General features: G+C 66.7%; 18 protein-coding genes. 11 read left to right on the forward strand and 7 right to left on the reverse strand.

From position 1 onward, the window contains the following. Positions 1-134: 134 nt before the first annotated feature. Both AC3A5N_RS03420 and AC3A5N_RS03425 read right to left on the reverse strand, forming a co-directional pair. Positions 135-1,274 carry an acyl-CoA dehydrogenase family protein gene (locus AC3A5N_RS03420; protein WP_487735899.1) on the reverse strand — a complete coding sequence of 380 codons (1,140 nt, stop codon included), beginning with the start codon at positions 1,272-1,274 and terminating at the stop codon, positions 135-137. A gap of 131 nt (positions 1,275-1,405) precedes the next feature. Continuing rightward, complete coding sequence (locus AC3A5N_RS03425; protein WP_487735900.1) at positions 1,406-2,569, reverse strand: acyl-CoA dehydrogenase family protein; 1,164 nt, start codon at positions 2,567-2,569, stop codon at positions 1,406-1,408. Between the two features lie 285 nt (positions 2,570-2,854). Between AC3A5N_RS03425 and AC3A5N_RS03430 the strand changes: the two genes are divergently transcribed. From AC3A5N_RS03430 to AC3A5N_RS03460, 7 genes are all read left to right on the forward strand, one after another. Then, positions 2,855-4,291, forward strand: coding sequence for an MFS transporter (locus AC3A5N_RS03430; protein WP_487735901.1), 1,437 nt, complete (start codon positions 2,855-2,857; stop codon positions 4,289-4,291). Positions 4,292-4,377: 86 nt separating this feature from the next. Beyond that, positions 4,378-5,664, forward strand: a complete 1,287-nt coding sequence (locus AC3A5N_RS03435; RefSeq protein WP_487735902.1) for an acyl-CoA dehydrogenase family protein — start codon at positions 4,378-4,380, stop codon at positions 5,662-5,664. Beyond that, on the forward strand, positions 5,664-6,755 hold the full coding sequence (locus AC3A5N_RS03440) for a Zn-dependent alcohol dehydrogenase (RefSeq protein ID WP_487735903.1): 1,092 nt from the start codon (positions 5,664-5,666) through the stop codon (positions 6,753-6,755). Before AC3A5N_RS03435 ends, AC3A5N_RS03440 begins: the two co-directional genes overlap by 1 nt. 4 nt (positions 6,756-6,759) lie before the next feature. Next, the gene (locus AC3A5N_RS03445) at positions 6,760-7,830 is read left to right on the forward strand and encodes a phosphotransferase family protein (RefSeq protein ID WP_487735904.1); all 1,071 of its coding nucleotides are present in this window, start codon (positions 6,760-6,762) and stop codon (positions 7,828-7,830) included. 67 nt (positions 7,831-7,897) lie between these two features. Beyond that, entirely contained in the window at positions 7,898-8,719 is an 822-nt protein-coding gene (gene dapD, locus AC3A5N_RS03450; RefSeq protein ID WP_487735905.1) for a 2,3,4,5-tetrahydropyridine-2,6-dicarboxylate N-succinyltransferase, read from the forward strand. A 92-nt stretch (positions 8,720-8,811) separates the two neighbouring features. Then, the gene (locus AC3A5N_RS03455; protein WP_487735906.1) at positions 8,812-9,117 is read left to right on the forward strand and encodes a hypothetical protein; all 306 of its coding nucleotides are present in this window, start codon (positions 8,812-8,814) and stop codon (positions 9,115-9,117) included. Between the two features lie 35 nt (positions 9,118-9,152). Next, the gene (locus AC3A5N_RS03460) at positions 9,153-9,341 is read left to right on the forward strand and encodes a DUF3008 family protein (RefSeq protein ID WP_487735907.1); all 189 of its coding nucleotides are present in this window, start codon (positions 9,153-9,155) and stop codon (positions 9,339-9,341) included. Between the two features lie 120 nt (positions 9,342-9,461). Here AC3A5N_RS03460 and AC3A5N_RS03465 read toward each other — a convergent pair whose 3' ends face one another. From AC3A5N_RS03465 to AC3A5N_RS03480, 4 genes are all read right to left on the reverse strand, one after another. After that, positions 9,462-10,715 (reverse strand): dipeptidase, encoded by a 1,254-nt coding sequence (locus AC3A5N_RS03465; protein WP_487735908.1) that lies wholly within the window; start codon positions 10,713-10,715, stop codon positions 9,462-9,464. Further along, the gene (locus AC3A5N_RS03470; RefSeq protein ID WP_487735909.1) at positions 10,715-11,512 is read right to left on the reverse strand and encodes a DUF72 domain-containing protein; all 798 of its coding nucleotides are present in this window, start codon (positions 11,510-11,512) and stop codon (positions 10,715-10,717) included. Before AC3A5N_RS03470 ends, AC3A5N_RS03465 begins: the two co-directional genes overlap by 1 nt. Positions 11,513-11,614: 102 nt before the next feature. Continuing rightward, positions 11,615-11,866 (reverse strand): SWIB/MDM2 domain-containing protein, encoded by a 252-nt coding sequence (locus AC3A5N_RS03475; protein ID WP_487735910.1) that lies wholly within the window; start codon positions 11,864-11,866, stop codon positions 11,615-11,617. Between the two features lie 34 nt (positions 11,867-11,900). Beyond that, positions 11,901-12,503, reverse strand: a complete 603-nt coding sequence (locus AC3A5N_RS03480; RefSeq protein WP_487735911.1) for a YbhB/YbcL family Raf kinase inhibitor-like protein — start codon at positions 12,501-12,503, stop codon at positions 11,901-11,903. Positions 12,504-12,749: 246 nt separating this feature from the next. Here AC3A5N_RS03480 and AC3A5N_RS03485 point away from each other — a divergent pair, with 246 nt between their 5' ends. Together AC3A5N_RS03485 and AC3A5N_RS03490 are read left to right on the forward strand one after the other, a co-directional pair. After that, on the forward strand, positions 12,750-14,216 hold the full coding sequence (locus tag AC3A5N_RS03485; RefSeq protein ID WP_487735912.1) for a S41 family peptidase: 1,467 nt from the start codon (positions 12,750-12,752) through the stop codon (positions 14,214-14,216). A gap of 58 nt (positions 14,217-14,274) precedes the next feature. Then, positions 14,275-14,619: an Mpo1-like protein gene (locus AC3A5N_RS03490; RefSeq protein ID WP_487735913.1), complete on the forward strand. Its 345-nt coding sequence runs from the start codon at positions 14,275-14,277 to the stop codon at positions 14,617-14,619. Here AC3A5N_RS03490 and AC3A5N_RS03495 read toward each other — a convergent pair. Next, positions 14,597-15,040, reverse strand: coding sequence for a COG3650 family protein (locus AC3A5N_RS03495; protein ID WP_487735914.1), 444 nt, complete (start codon positions 15,038-15,040; stop codon positions 14,597-14,599). The genes AC3A5N_RS03490 and AC3A5N_RS03495 overlap by 23 nt on opposite strands. A 123-nt stretch (positions 15,041-15,163) precedes the next feature. Between AC3A5N_RS03495 and AC3A5N_RS03500 the strand changes: the two genes are divergently transcribed. Both AC3A5N_RS03500 and AC3A5N_RS03505 read left to right on the forward strand, forming a co-directional pair. After that, positions 15,164-15,625 (forward strand): PRC-barrel domain containing protein, encoded by a 462-nt coding sequence (locus tag AC3A5N_RS03500; protein WP_487735915.1) that lies wholly within the window; start codon positions 15,164-15,166, stop codon positions 15,623-15,625. Between the two features lie 58 nt (positions 15,626-15,683). Then, the gene (locus AC3A5N_RS03505) at positions 15,684-15,968 is read left to right on the forward strand and encodes a DUF3175 domain-containing protein (protein ID WP_487735916.1); all 285 of its coding nucleotides are present in this window, start codon (positions 15,684-15,686) and stop codon (positions 15,966-15,968) included. The last annotated feature ends 3 nt before the right edge of the window (positions 15,969-15,971 follow it).

Here is a 15,971-nt window from a genome sequence, read left to right on the forward strand (position 1 = left end):
TTCTCCAGTTGCCCCTCCCGCCTGCGGGAGGGGAGCGAGACTTGGCGGCGCCCAAGCGGCGCCTAGTCGCAGCGGGGTGGGCCTGTCGGCCCATACCCACCCCCAGCCCCTCCCGCAGGCGGGAGGGGAGAATATCAATAGCCGCTCATCTCCGCCACGCGCCCGGCGTGGTAGTAGACGTCGCCCATGAACTCGGCGAGTGCGCGGTCGCGCTTCATGTAGAGGCCGATGTCGTACTCGTCGGTCATGCCGATGCCGCCGTGCATCTGCACGCCTTCCTTGACCGCGAGGCCCGCCGCCTTGCCGACCTTGGCCTTGGCGACCGAGGCCATCAGGTCCGCCTTCTCGCTTCCGGCATCAAGGAGCTGCTGCGCCTTGATCGTGACGGCGCGGGCGATCTCGACTTCGGAATAGAGATGCGCGGCGCGGTGCTGGAGCGCCTGGAACTCGCCGATCAGCTTTCCAAACTGCTTGCGCTGCTTGAGGTAATCGACCGTCATGTCCATCGCCCCGCGCGCGACACCGACGCCTTCGGCCGCCGCGCCGACACGGCCGGCCATCAGCACCTTGTTCAGGACCTCGCGCCCGCCATCCACTTCGCCGATCACGGCGTCCCCGTCGAGTTCGACATTGTCGAAGGTGGTGTGCGTCGCCATCGAGCTGTCGACGAGGCGCACGGCATCGTGGCTCATGCCTGCGACGTCCTTCGGCACGGCGAACAGCGTGATGCCTTCCGCGTCGTCCTCCGCCCCGGACGTACGCGCGGCGACGACGATCATGTCCGCGCTGCCGCCGTAGACGACGAAGTCCTTGCGGCCCGACAGGCGGAAGCCGTTGCCCGACTTCTCGGCCCGGGTCCTGATCCGCTCCGGCCGGTGCTTGGCGCCCTCGTCGATCGCGACCGCGAACACGCTCTCGCCCGAGACGAGCCCCGGCAGCCAGCGCCCGCGCACGTCGTCGCTGCCATGCTGGAGCGCAGTGCCGGCGAGCACTGCGCTCGTCAGGAAAGGCGACGGCGTGAGGTTGCGGCCGATCTCCTCGAGCACGATTCCCGCCTCGACATGGCCCATGCCGAGCCCGCCGTCATCCTCGCCCACGAGGATCCCGGTGAAGCCCATTTCAGCGAACTGCTTCCACAGTGCATGGCCGAAGCCGTCCTTGCAATTGCGGTCGCGCCAATGGCGGAGCTGCTTCGCGATCGCGCCTTCCTCGGCCATGAACTGGCCGACGGTGTCGGAAAGCATCGCCTGATCGTCGGTGTGGTAGAGTGGCATTCGAACTCCCTCTCCCCTTCAGGGGAGAGGGCCGGGGAGAGGGGAACTCCCCCGGCCCTCAATAATGACAATTCCGATGGGGGCGCGATGCCCCCTCTCCCAACCCTCTCCCCTGAAGGGGAGAGGGCTTTTTACGCCCCCGGCAGTTCCAGGATGCGCTTGGAAATGACGTTGAGCATCACCTCGCTGGTGCCGCCCTCGATCGAATTGGCCTTGGTCCGCAGCCAGCTTCGCGCGGGCTTGCCGCCGTCGGTATCCTCGCTCTCCCACTCAAGCGCAGTGGAGCCGCCTGCGGCCATGATGAGTTCGTGGCGGCGCTTGTTCAGCTCGGTGCCGGCGTACTTCATCATGTTCGGCTGCGCGGGGTGTGCCTTGCCGACCTTGACCTCGTCGAGGAACTTCTCGCCCATGGCGGAGAAGGCGAGCGCGTCGACGTCGAACATCGCCAGCTCGGCGCGCAGAACCGGATCGAGCGCGCCGGTCTGGCGCTTGAGCATCGCACCGATCCCCGCACCGCGTTCCGAGCTGTCCGCGCCCGAGATCATCTCCCGCTCGTGACCCAGCAGGTATTTGGCGACGTCCCACCCGCGGTTGATCTCGCCGACGAACTGGTCCTTCGGCACCTTCACGTCGTCGAAGAAGGTCTCGCAGAACGGGCTGTTGCCGCTGATCAGCAGGATCGGCTTGGTCGAGACCCCGGGCGTTTCCATGTCGAACAGCATGAAGGTGATGCCGCGGTACTTGTCGTTCTTGTCGGTGCGGACGAGGCAGAAAATCCAGTCGGCCTTGTCGGCGTAGCTGGTCCAAATCTTTTGGCCGTTGACGACCCAGTGATCGCCCTTGTCCTCGCCGAACGTCTGCAGCGAGACGAGATCGCTGCCCGATCCCGGCTCCGAATAGCCTTGGCACCAGCGGATTTCGCCGCCGGCGATCTCGTTGAGATACTTCTTCTTCTGCTCTTCAGTGCCGAAGTGGAGCAAGGCCGGGCCGAGCATCCAGATGCCGAAGCTGGAGAGCGGCGGACGCGCGCCGATCCGCGCCATTTCCTCGCGCAGGACCTTGGCCTCGGCCGGCGAGAGGCCGGCGCCGCCGTATTCCTTGGGCCAGGCGGGGACGGTGTAGCCCTTGTCGCGGCACGCCTCGAACCAGGCTTTCTGCGCGTCGTTCTTGAAGGTGGCGTTGCGGCCGCCCCAGTAGACGTCCTCGTCGTCGCGGACGGGCTCGCGCATTTCGCGCGGGCAGTTGGCCTCCAGCCAGGCACGCGTTTCCGCGCGGAACGTGTCGAGATCAGACATGGAATCAGGCTCCTCTCGGGAAGATCGCGGCGGTGCTCGAACGCCGCCGGTTTACGTGCAGGTTAAGGTGATTCGGCCCGCCGCCGCAAGCGCGAACATGTTTTTGCGCGATGCCGTAGCGTCACCACGAGCGCGTTGACGGGGCTTTACGTTCCCGTAAGCTGCGCGCGAATTTCCGGGAGGAGAGGCCCGCATGCGAATCTCTGGCAGAACGGCGGCCGCGAGCGGCCCTGTGTATCATATCCCCGCGACGCACCCGTTCGCGTGCGCGTCCACAGGCCGCCGATGACGGCGCCTGCCCACACGGGTCCGCTGCCGCTGCGGATCAAGCTCGCCAATGGATTCGGGTCGATCGCCTTCGGGGTGAAGGACAACGGCTTTTCCGTCTTCCTGCTCACCTTCTACAATCTCGTGCTGGGGATGGAGGCGTGGCTGGTCAGCCTCGCCCTGGTCATCGCGCTGGTCGTCGATGCCTTCGTCGACCCGTTGCTCGGCAACCTGTCGGACCGGACCTATACCCGCTGGGGCAGGCGTCTGCCGTGGCTCTATCTCGCTGCGATCCCGCTCGGGATCGCCTGGTACGTCCTGTGGTCGCCGCCGGTGGATGGGCCGCCGAGTTTCACGCTTCTCCTCGGCATGGCGGTGCTGATCCGGCTCCTGCTCTCGGCCTGCGAGGTTCCGTCGGTGGCGCTGGTGCCGGAGCTGACGCGCGATTACGACGAGCGCACGACGCTGTTCCGCTATCGCTACCTGTTCGGCTGGACCGGGGGGCTGGGGCTGCTGTTCCTGACCTACAGCGTTTTCCTGAGCGACGGCCTGCTCGATCGGGAGGGATACGAGACGTACGGCCTCGTCGGGGCGATCACCATCGTCGCGGCGACGCTGATCTCCGCACTCGGGCAGCACAAGTTCATAGCGCGCTATCCCGAGACCAAACCGCCGCCGTTCAGCCTGAAGACCGCGTTCGACGAGATCATCGAATCGTTCTCCGAACGCGCGTTCCTGATCTTCGCCCTGGGGGCCGTCGCGGCATACATTACCCAGGGCATGACCTTCGCGCTGTCCAACTACCTGTTCTATTTCGTGTGGGAGTTCACCGAAAGCGCGCTGGCGATCTATCCCTTCGTGCTGCTCGCAAGCGTGGTGGTCGCATTCCTCACACTGGGCACGCTCCACAGGAGGTTCGGCAAGATCAGGGTGGCGGCCGTCACCACCGTGCTGGCGATGATCTTCTGGCTCATCCCCTACGGCCTGCGCCTCCTTGGTCTATGGCCCGAGGTCGGCAGCACCGCTTCGACGGCGCTGCTCTTCGCCTTCGTCCTGGCGAGCAACAGCCTGAGCGTCATGGTGCTCATCTCGGCCTCCTCGATGGTCGCCGAAATCGTCGAGGCGTTTCAGGAGCGGACCGGGCGCCGCGCGGAAGCGGCGTTCTATTCCGGTAACTGGTTCGTCCAGAAATGCGCCACCGGCGTCGGCATCCTGCTGGCGGGCCTGATCATCTCGATCTCCGGCCTGCCCACCGACGCTACGCCCGGCGCGGTCGCGGCGCCGATCATCGACAGCGTCATCGTGCAATACTGCATCATGATCGCGCTTCTGGGCACGTTCTCCGCCTGGTGGCTGGCGCGGTTCCCGATCGACCGTGCCGATCACGAAGCGCGCCTCGCCACACTGGACGCAGCGGCCCGCGGCGACATCGACGCGAGCGGCACGGCGCCCTGACAGATTGCGGCTTGGCGGGGCCATGCGGCTCTGCCAGTTTCGCCGTGAAACGGAATCGAGAGACACGAAAGAGGATTGAGCGGACCATGAACTTCGAACCCACCGAACGGCAGCAATACTGGCGCGATCGCGTACGCGACTTCATCGAAGCCAATGTCCGCCCGAACGTCGGCACCTACGCCGAACAGGATGCGCAGGGCGACCGCTGGAAAGTCATCCCGATCGTCGAGGACATGAAGGCCAAGGCCAAGGCGCAGGGCATCTGGAACCTCTTCATGCCGCCGCAGGGCCAACTCAGCCACGTCGACGACACATTCGAATTCGACGGGCCGGGCCTGACCAATCTCGAATACGCGCTCTGCGCCGAGGAGATGGGCCGCATCGGATGGGCGAGCGAGGTGTTCAACTGCTCCGCTCCGGACACCGGGAATATGGAAGTGTTCCACCGATACGGCACCCGCGAGCAGAAGGAGCAGTGGTTGGGGCCGCTGATGCAGGGCGAGATCCGCTCCGCCTTCCTGATGACCGAGCCGCAGGTCGCCAGTTCGGATGCGACCAATATCGAGACCCGCATCGAGCGTGACGGCGATCACTACGTCATCAACGGGCGCAAGTGGTGGTCGTCCGGCGCGGGCGATCCGCGGTGCAAGATCGCGATCGTCATGGGCAAGACCGATGTCGGCGCCCAACGGCACCAGCAGCAGTCGATGATCGTCATGCCGCTCGATGCCGAAGGCGTCACGATCGAGCGCCACCTGCCCGTCTTCGGCTACGACGACGCGCCGCACGGCCATATGGAGATCGCGCTGAAGGACGTGCGCGTCCCGGCCGAGAACCTGCTGCTCGGCGAAGGGCGCGGGTTCGAGATCGCGCAGGGCCGCCTCGGCCCGGGCCGCATCCATCACTGCATGCGCACGATCGGCGTCGCCGAGGAAGCACTGGCGAAGATGTGCCGCCGCCTGCAGGAGCGCGAGGCGTTCGGCAAGCCGATCTACAAGCATTCCGTGTGGGAGGAACGGGTCGCCCGCGCGCGGATCGACATCGACATGACTCGCCTGCTCTGCCTCAAGGCGGCGGACATGATGGACAAGGTCGGCAACAAGTCCGCCAAGCAGGAAATCGCGATGATCAAGGTCCAGGCGCCGAACATGGCGCTGCAGATCATCGACGATGCGATCCAGGCGCACGGCGGCGGCGGCGTGTCGGAGGACTTTGGGCTCGCGAAAGCCTACGCGCACCAGCGCACCCTGCGCCTCGCCGACGGGCCGGACGAGGTCCATGCCCGATCGATCGCGCGGATGGAGTTCGCCAAGCACGCGCCGCAGCCGGGCAGCGACACGATGAGCTCGGGCGATATCGGGGCGACGCGCTGATGGCCAAGGCAGCACTTCTCGAACAGCCCGGCAACGGCCTCGTCATCGGCGAGATCGAACTGGCCGAGCCGCTCCCGCACGAGGTTCTGATCGACACCAAGGCCTGCGGCCTGTGCCATTCGGACCTCCACTTCATCGACGGTGCCTATCCGCATCCGCTGCCCTGCGTTCCCGGGCATGAGGCGGCCGGCGTGGTGCGCGCGGTCGGAAGCGAGGTCAGGACGGTGAAGCCGGGCGATCACGTCGTCACCTGCCTCTCCGCCTTCTGCGGGCACTGCGAGTTCTGCGTCACCGGCCGCATGGCGCTCTGCCTCGGCGGCGACACGCGCCGCGCGCCGACCGACGCGCCGCGCATCACGCGGGCTGGCGGCTCTGGCACGGTCAACCAGATGCTCAACCTCTCGGCGTTCAGCGAGCAGATGCTGATCCACGAGCATGCCTGCGTCGCGATCGACAAGGACATGCCGCTCGACCGCGCGGCGGTGATCGGCTGCGCCGTCACCACGGGCGCGGGCGCGATCTTCAATGCCTGCAAGGTCGTGCCGGGCGAGACGGTGGCGGTGATCGGCTGCGGCGGCGTAGGGCTCGCCACGGTCAACGCCGCGCGGATCGCCGGCGCGGGCCGGGTGATCGCGGTCGACCCCCTGCCCGAGAAACGCGAGCTCGCCAAAGTGCTCGGCGCGACCCACACCGTCGATGCGCTGGCGGACAACGCGGTGGAGGAGATCGTGCGCATTTCGAACGGCGGCGTCGATCACGCGATCGAGGCGGTCGGGCGGCAGGCGAGCGCCGACCTCGCGGTCAAAGTCCTGCGCCGCGGCGGCACCGCGACGATCCTGGGCATGATGCCGCTCGACTGCAAGGTCGGCCTTGGCGCGATGGACCTGCTTTCGGGCAAGAAACTGCAGGGCGCGATCATGGGGATGAACCACTTCCCGGTCGATCTGCCGCGGCTCGTCGACTTCTACATGCGCGGCCTGCTCGATCTCGACACGATCATCGCCGAGCGCATTCCGCTTGAGGCGATCAACGAAGGCTTCGACAAGATGCGCGCCGGCCACAGCGCGCGCAGCGTGGTGGTGTTCGACTGATCATATGACCGAGATCGACTACGAAAAGGAAATGGTCGGCACCGTCGCGGTGCCCGATCGCGACAAGCTCGACGAGGGGGCGCTGACCGCCTGGATGAAGGCCAACGTCGAGGGTTTCGAGGGGCCCTTGACGTTGGCCAAGTTCAAGGGCGGGCAGTCGAACCCGACCTACCGCGTCGACACGCCGCGCGCGTCCTACGTCCTCCGGCGCCAGCCGTTCGGCAAGCTGCTGCCGAGCGCCCACGCGGTCGACCGTGAATACCGCGTGATGGCCGCGCTCCACCCGACCGGCTTTCCCGTGCCCCGTCCCTACGGCCTGTGCGAGGCCCCCGAGGTGATCGGGTCGAAGTTCTTCGTCATGAGCCTCGCTGACGGTCGGAGCTTGTGGAACGGCGCGCTGCCGAACAATACGCCCGGCGAGCGCCGCGAGATCTATCACGCGATGATCGACACGATGGCGGACCTCCACCTGAAGGATCCGGACGCCATCGGTCTATCCGATTTCGGCAAGCCGACCGACTACTGCGCGCGCCAGATCGCGCGCTGGACCAAGCAGTATCGCCTCTCCGAAACCGAGACGATCCCGGAGATGGACCGGCTGATCGAATGGCTGCCCGAGACGATCCCGCCGCAGCACGAATCGAGCGTCGTTCACGGCGATTACCGCCTCGACAACATGATCTTCGCGAGCGACGAGAACCGCGTGCTCGCAGTGCTCGACTGGGAGCTGTCGACGCTCGGCGATCCGATCGCCGACTTCGCCTATCTCATGCTCAACTGGTACAACCCGACCGATGGACGCGCGGGGCTTCTCGGGCTCGATCTGGAGGCGCTGGGCATTCCCATGGTGGAGGAAGCGGTGGAGCGCTATGTCGCGCGCACCGGCTATCCGGTGCCGCCGATGGACTGGTACTTCGCCTACAACCTGTTCCGCCTCGCCGGCATCATGCAGGGCATCAAGAAGCGCGTGATCGACGGCACCGCCTCCTCCGCTCATGCCAAGCAGATGTCGGAGCGCGTGAAGCCGCTTGTCGAGCGCGCCTATCAGTTCGCGCAAGCGGCGGGGCTAGATTAGCTTTCTTGCCGCCCCGGCCCTGCCGGGCTAGCAGCCGGGCGCCTTTATCAACCGACCGGAGCGCCGCATGTCAGCCGAACTCGAAACCGCCATCGAAGCCGCATGGGAGAACCGCGCCGAAGTCGGTCCGCATTCGGCCGAGATCCGCGAGCAGGTCGAAGCGGCGATCGAGCTGATCGACAGCGGCCAGGCGCGCGTCGCCGAGCCGGACGGCCAAGGGGGCTGGAAGGTCAACCAGTGGCTCAAGAAGGCCGTGCTCCTCTCGTTCCGCCTGCGCGACAATGCGGTGATCGAGGGCGCAGTCGGCGCCCCCGCCTACGACAAGGTGCCGAGCAAGTTCGCCGGATGGGACGATGCGCGCTTCGCCGCCGCCGGCTTCCGCGTCGTGCCCGGCGCGATCGTGCGCCGCGGCAGCCATATCGGCAAGGGTGTCGTGCTGATGCCGAGCTTCGTCAACATCGGCGCCCACGTTGGCGACGGCACGATGATCGACACCTGGGCCTCGGTCGGTAGCTGCGCGCAAGTGGGCAGGAACTGCCACATCTCCGCCGGCGCCGGGATCGGCGGCGTGCTCGAGCCGCTGCAGGCCAACCCGACGATCATCGGCGACAACTGCTTCATCGGCGCCCGCTCCGAGATCGTCGAGGGCGTGGTCGTCGGCGAAGGCAGCGTGGTCGCGATGGGCGTGTTCATCACCCAGTCGACCAAGATCGTCGACCGCGCGACCGGCGCGATCACCCGCGGCGAGATCCCGCCTTACTCGGTGGTCGTGCCCGGCACGCTGCCCGATCCGAACGGCGGCCCCTCGCTCGCCTGCGCCGTGATCGTGAAGACGGTCGATGCGCGGACCCGCGAGAAAACCGGAATCAACGAGCTTCTGCGCGACTGAGCCGCCCGCCCCGACAGGAACATTGGCGCTCGCCAGACGTAGTTTCTTCCGAACCACAACGGGTCGGGCAACAGTCTGCGGGAGCGAGAGCAATGGAACGTCGGGGCGACGAAGTTCACGTGAACGAAACCGAAGCGAGCGGCGGCTCCAAGGAAGGAGTCGTGCGCTGGGTGCTGATCGTCGGCACGTTTCTGGCGATCGCCTTCCTCACCATCATCTGGGTCACCGGTGCGCTGACGCAGGACGAGGTGGAAAGCCAGGGAACGGTGGAAGGTCGGATCGAGGCTACCCAGCCCGATACCGGAACCGACAGCATCGTGGACGACCGGGTGGACGAGATCGACGCGCCCGAAGGCGGCAACAGCCCTGCCGACGAACCGGGCCGGGTCGGAACCTGAGCGCCTGAAGCTATAGACCGGAAAGGAGTCGCAAGATGCCCGCCAAGTCGAAAGCACAGCAGAAAGCCGCCGGCGCGGCCCTCTCCGCCAAGCGCGGAGACACCAAGGTTTCCGAACTCAAGGGCGCATCGAAAGGCATGTACGATTCGATGAGCGAGAGCGAACTCGAGGAACTGGCGGACACGGATCGCAAGGGCTTGCCCGAGAAGAAGTCCGACGACTGAGCGAAGCCACACGCCGTCATCCCAGCGAAAGCTGGGATCGCTCTCCTCCAGGTCGGACATTGCGGCACCCGATCCCAGCTTTCGCTGGGATGACGTGGGTAGAGGTCAGCGCCCGCGCCTTCAGCTCACCGGCGTCTCGATAGGCGGCCGATCCGCCTGCGCTGCAGCCACCGCTTCGGCCGCGCGCATCACGCGCAGGACATTGCGCATCGAGATCTTCTCTAGATCCTCCTGGCTGTAGCCGCGCCGGGCGAGTTCCACGAACAGCGCCGGATAGCCGGAGACGTCCTCCATCCCGACAGGCCCCGTATCCATGCCGTCGTAATCGCCGCCGACGCCGATGTGGTCGATCCCGGCCACTTTGCGGATATGGTCGATATGATCGGCCATGTCGGAAATCGTCGCCTTCGGCTCGGGATTGGCACGCTCCCATTCGGCAAGTGCGGCTTCGGCCTTGTCGGGCTGCCCCTGCCATAGCGTCGAGAGGCGCGCGTCCTCCGCCTGCTGGCGGGCGTACCACTGGCGCGCCTCCTCGCTGACGTAGCCGGGCAGCGCCACGACCATGACCACGCCGCCATTCTCGGGCAGCCGCCGGAGCACGCTGTCGGGCACGTTGCGCGCATGGCCGTTGATCATCCGCGCGCCCGAATGGCTGAAGATCACCGGCGCGACCGCCACGTCGAGCGCGTCCTGCATGGTCTGCTCGCTGACATGGCTGAGATCGACCAGCATGCCCAGACGGTTCATCTCGCGCACCACGTTGCGGCCAAAATCGGTGAGGCCGCCGTGTTCCGGGGCATCGGTCGCGGAATCGGCCCATGACAGGTTCCGCGAATGCGTCAGCGTCATGTAGCGCGCGCCGAGCGCGTACATCTGGCGCAGCACGGCTAGGCTCGACCCGATCGAATACCCGCCCTCCATGCCGAGCAGCGAGGCGATTTTGCCCCCGGCGACGGCCGCCTCGACATCGTCGGCGGTCAGCGCCAGCGCGAGATCGCCCGGATAGCGGTCGATCAGCCGCCGGGTCACGTCGATCTGCTCGATCGTCGCCTGGACCGCCTCGGGCTCCTCGAGCGCCGCCGAGACGTAGACCGACCAGAACTGCGCCCCGACCTTGCCCTCGCGCAACCGGTTGAGGTCGGTGTGCATCGTGCGCTGCTCGGCGTGCTCGGGGCCGGTATCGGTGGTGTCGACGAAATCGAAGTCGCCGATCATGTTCCCCCAGCGCCCGCGAAGCTGGATCGGCACGTCGTTGTGCCCATCGAACACCGGCGCCGCATCAAGCGCCGCCTCGGCCACCGCCTCGGGCAATTGCGCCGCAAGGCTCGATGCCGCCAGCAGCGCGGCGGCGGACAGCAGATAGGCAACCTTCATTACGACCCCCTGAGCTTCTCGGCGAGCGCCATCGCGGCTGCCGGAGCGCGTTCCTTCGCGCCGTTGATCATGAAAGCAAAAACATCCCCTCCCGCTTCTCGGGTTGCCGGTTCGCCGGCGTAGGGAAGATCCTGCGGCGCCTGCCCCTGGGCCCAGGCCCGGCACATGGCCGCTATCCGGTCGAGTCCATTCTCGTCGTAGCCGGTGGGGCATTCGGAGCGCATCTTCTGACATCGCAGATAGGCGAAGTCAGCCGTACGGTCGGCAATCTCGGCCCGGCCCTGGTCTTCCGACCAGACGACCGCGGCCGAAGCGGCGCGCGCCAAGTCCACGAATTCCGCGCAGGCGAAGCTCTCGTGCCCCACCTCGATCGCATGCCGGAGCCGCACGCCCTCGTGCTCGGCGGGCAGCAGGGCGAGGAAGGCGCGTATCTCGTCGGGGTCGAAGCGCTTGGTCTTGGCCAATTGCCAGAGCAGCGGGCCGAGCTTGTCGCCCAGTTCCACGATCCCCTGTCCGACGAACTTGGCGACGGATTCGCCCGCTTCCGACAAGTCCCGGCGATTGGTGACGAAACGCGATCCCTTGAGCGCGAACACGAAGCCATCGGGCGTCTCGTCGCGCCACTTGGCGAAGCTCTCGGGCTTCTGCAGGCGGTAGAACGTGCCGTTGATCTCGATCGCCCCGACCCGCTGCGAGGCATAGGCGAGTTCATCGGCCTGGCGCAGCCCCTCTGGATAGAAGGTTCCCCCACGCCAATCGGGGTAGGTCCAGCCGCCGATTCCAGTCCGGATCGTCATTCCATTCCCCATGCCAGACGAACGGGTTCGGCCAATCCGCCGGTGGAAAGCTGTGTGCCGGCGGCACGGCGGACCAGCCACCGCACCGCCGGCGAGGTAAGATTAGGTGAGGTGCTTGGAAACCGCAGCCGTCATCTTGAACATCGAGATCTGATCCTTCCCGATCACCGCGCCGAGCTTGGCATCGGGATTGATCATCCGCTTGTCCTTGGAATCCTGAAGACCGTTGGCCTTGATGTAGTCCCACACCTTCGAGGTGACCTGAGCGCGGGTCATCGGCCCCTTGCCCACGACATTCTCGAGATCCGATGAGAGGTTCACCGGCTTCTGCAGTGCATTGTTCTTGCCAGCCATCTTAGGTCCTTTCCTGTTCTTGGCTTGTTGCAGGTTACACGAAATCGTCGTCCCAGGGCTCGCCCCCGGCATCCTCTGACTGGCGCTTGTACTTGCCCGTCAGCACGGCTGCCGCAACCACATGACCCTCCATTGCCGCGACCAGTTCGTCCCGCCCTGCACCAGGCATGAGCGTGAGCGGCAGGTCCAGCGCGAAGAGCTGAAATACGTAACGGTGCGCGCCGTCCTCGCGCGGCGGCTCCGGCAGGAGCCACTCGGAATTGCGGTGCGCGTTCTTGCCCACGCGCGGCGGCACCTCGCCCTCGAGCAGCTTGCCGCGCTGGCCGGCGATGCCCCACACCAGCCAGTGGCACGGCGCCTCGTCTCCCGGCGCGTCGGCATCCTCGACCACCAGCGCGAGTTCCATCGTGCCGGGCGGCGGCGCGGTCCACTCGAGGGGCGGGGCCACGGCATCTTCCTCGTCGGCGGTGAAGGAAGGATCGAGTTCGCCCCCGTCCATGAAAGCCGGGCTCGACAGCGTGAACCCGCCGCGCCCGAGCCCGCGCTCGTCGACGAGGCGCGCGATCGTCAGCTTTCCGTCACCTGCACCCGAGCCTTCGATCGCTTCGGCTAGCCAGGTAGGGGCGGCATTCGACATCTGGGCTCCTGTTGTCATCGGCGGGGCAATCTAGGGCGAATGTGCCCCACCCGCGAGGGCGGCATAGGGCAAAAGGAGGGTTTTCCACCGATCAGACGCCCTTTTCGCCGCATTTCGGCCTGAAAATCATGCATTTTCGCGCCACGGCCCCGTCGTTCTTGCCTGCGGCGGCACACCGCGGCATCCTCCGCGCGCGGTCGAGACCCGAAATCGGGCAGGCCAAGGGCAGAATCGGGAGGGGATATCGTGGACAGAGGTCGCACCGCGCTCAGCATCGTACTGGCAGCATCGCTCGCCGCCTGCGGCGGCGGAGGAAGCAATTCGGGGGGCAACAATAGTGGCGGAACGCCGATCGGCGGGACGCCGACGCCCAGCCCGACCTCCTCCGCATGTTCGCTCTCCGCCCGGCAGGACTTCGTGCGCGCCGTGCTAGACGAATGGTACCTGTTCCCCGATCTGCTGAGCACGAACGTCAACAAGAGCAGCTACAACGATCTGCAATCCTACATCGACGCGCTGGTCGCCCCGGCCCGGGCGGAGGCGAAGGATCGCTACTTCACCTACATCACCTCGATCGCGGAAGAGGAAGCGTTCTACGAATCCGGATCGAGCGCAGGCTTCGGTGTGCGGCTCGGCTATGACACGTCGAGCAACCGCGTGTTCGTGATCGAGGGGTTCGAGGACGGCCCCGGCCTGCCTCAAGGCCTGGATCGCGGCGTCGAACTGCTGGCGGTGGGCGCCAGCGCCTCCTCGATGCAGAGCATCTCGACATTGATGGCGAGCGGAGGGCCACAGGCCGTCATCAACGCTCTCGGTCCTTCCGACCCCGGCCTGCAGCGCGTCTTCCGCATTCGCGAGACCAACGGCACCGAGCGGCAGATCACCGTGACCAAGGCCGAGTTTCCGCTCGATCCGGTGTCCGACCGCTACGGTGCGAAGATCATCGACGACGGGGGAAAGAAGGTCGGCTACCTCAATCTGCGGACCTTCATCGATCCGGCCGATCCCGATCTGCGCGCCGCGTTCGAGGACTTCCGCGTGCAGGGCGTGACCGAGATCATTGTCGACTTCCGCTACAACGGCGGCGGGCTGGTCGCGATCGCCGAGCTGATGGGCGATCTGATGGGGCGCGCCCATGTCGGTGACGTCTTCAGCCACACGACCCTGCGCCCATCAAAGTCGGACAGGAACGAGACCGACCTGTTCGGCAGCCAGGCGCAGGCCATCGCCCCGACCAAGATCGCCTTCATCGGCACCGGCGGCACGGCGTCGGCCAGCGAGCTCGTGACCAACGCCTTCGTGCCCTACCTCGGCACGAACATGGCGCTGGTCGGAACCAACACCTACGGCAAGCCGGTGGGGCAATACGGGTTCGACAAGGAAGAGTGCGACGACCGCCTCCGCGTGGTCACTTTCAAGACCGAGAACGCCGATCATCAGGGCGAATACTTCACCGGCCTGGCGGACGTGGTGCCGGTTACCTGCCGCGCCAGCGACGACATATTTACCCAGCTCGGCGACCCGAACGAAGCCTCGGTCGCGCAGGCGCTCGCATTCCTGCGCGGCGGCGCGGCGGTGTGCAGCCCGATCAGCGGGACCGACGCGACGGCGATGCGCCGGGACCCGACGGCCCGGCCGATCACCTCGCGCCGCGAAGTGCTCCAGCCGCAGGCTCCGACGCCGGCGCAGCGCGAAGTGCCGGGCCTGTTCTGATCCGGCGGCGGCCGCTGCCGCGTTGCCTCGCGATCGGACGCGTGGCATGATTGCCGGCATGGCGCGCGCCTACACCACTTTCGCCGCGTTCTGGCCGTTCTACCTGCGCGAGCATTCGAAGCCGAGCACGCGGGCGCTGCATTACGTCGGCACGACGCTGGTCGTGATGATCGCGGCGTTTGCGGTTTTCACCGGGCGCTGGTGGTGGCTGCTCGCACTGCCGGTGGCCGGATATTTCTTCGCCTGGGTCGCGCACTTCGGAGTCGAGAAGAACCGCCCCGCGACCTTCACCTACCCGCTGTGGAGCCTCGCGGCGGACTTCCGGATGTGGTGGCTCTGGCTGACCGGCCGGCTCGGGCCGGAGCTCGAAAAGGCCGGGGTTACGGGTGCTCGGGCCCGGTAAAGGGCGTCTTTTCGGTCCAGGCGCAGCCGCTGCGCTGCTCCTCCCCGACCTCCAGCGTCACCGTGAACGGGTAGGTGCGGTCGCTCATCCCGTCCGAGCATTCGCCCGGCGTTATCGCCATATCGAACGACTGCCCTTCGAGCGTACCCGAGTAGCCGAGGCCGTTGTTGCCCGCGAACCGCTCGACCGTGATCGTCACGCCGTCGACGTTCTCGGGCGTCGAATAAGTCAGCGTGCTGCCGGCCACTTTGCCGCCCCAGAACGGCTCGGTGCCGGTGAACTGCACGGTCTCCTCCGGCCCGATGGCGGAGAAGGCCTCCCCCGCGGTGTCGCGGGTGGTGCCGTTCGGCCCCTCCGGCCCGGCTTGGCAGGCGGCAAGCGGGAGAGCGAGAGCGGCGGCGAGAAGAAGCGGACGGGTCATCCGCCCTGACTATACCCGAAGACCGGCGATTGCCAGCACCCGCGGCTCACGCCTCGGCGCCGGAACCGGTGCGCGCGCGGCGGATTGATCGGGTGGATCATCATTACGAAGAGGGACATCACCATGAAGCTTGCCGCATACGCCGCGCTCCCGCTCGCGCTTGCGACGCTGGCCGCCTGCGATTCGCAGGCCGAGCGCGAGGCCGACCAGGTGGAGGATCAGGTCGAACAGCAGGCCGAGGCCAGCGCGGTTGCCGCCGGCAACGCGGTGGCGGCGCTCGGCCTGACCGAAGCGCAACTGCTCGAAGCCGACCTCGTTACCGCCGACGGCACCGATCTCGGCGACATCGAGCAGGTGCGCCGCGATTCGGCCGGCGCGGTCGAAGGCTTGCTGGTCGAGATCGAGGACAGCAATCCGGACCGCTACGTCGTGGTGCCGGTTGACGGCCTGACCCCCAAGACCACGGGCGACGACGTCGACCTTTCGACAACGATGACGGCCGCTCAGCTCGCCGACTTGCCCGATGCCGACATGGGCCAACCTGGCGCCGCCGCGACCGGAGCGGCCACCACGCCGGCACAGTAGACGCGGCCGAGCCCCGGGGCGCGGCGTTCCGCCCGCCCCGACCGGCAGGAGAACGCCGATGGCGGAAAAATGGTCGCAGGACGTTACCGAGCATTCGGACGCGCTCGATCTGGAGGAAGGCGTCTTCACCAAGGACGATCCGAAGGAAGTCGCGCACTCGCTCAAGCGCTCGGCCGAACGGAGCAAGCGGCGCAAGGCTGACCCTTACGCATCGGCGATGTCGATGCTGACGTTCTACATCAACCGCGCCGGCAAGGGGCTCGACGCGAAACAGAAGCAAGCGCTCGAGGATGCGAAGGACGAGCTGCGCAAGCTGTTCGGGCGGGAGCCCGAGGGCGGTTGAGCG

This window comes from Pelagerythrobacter sp. Soil_C_18 (genome assembly GCF_057657235.1).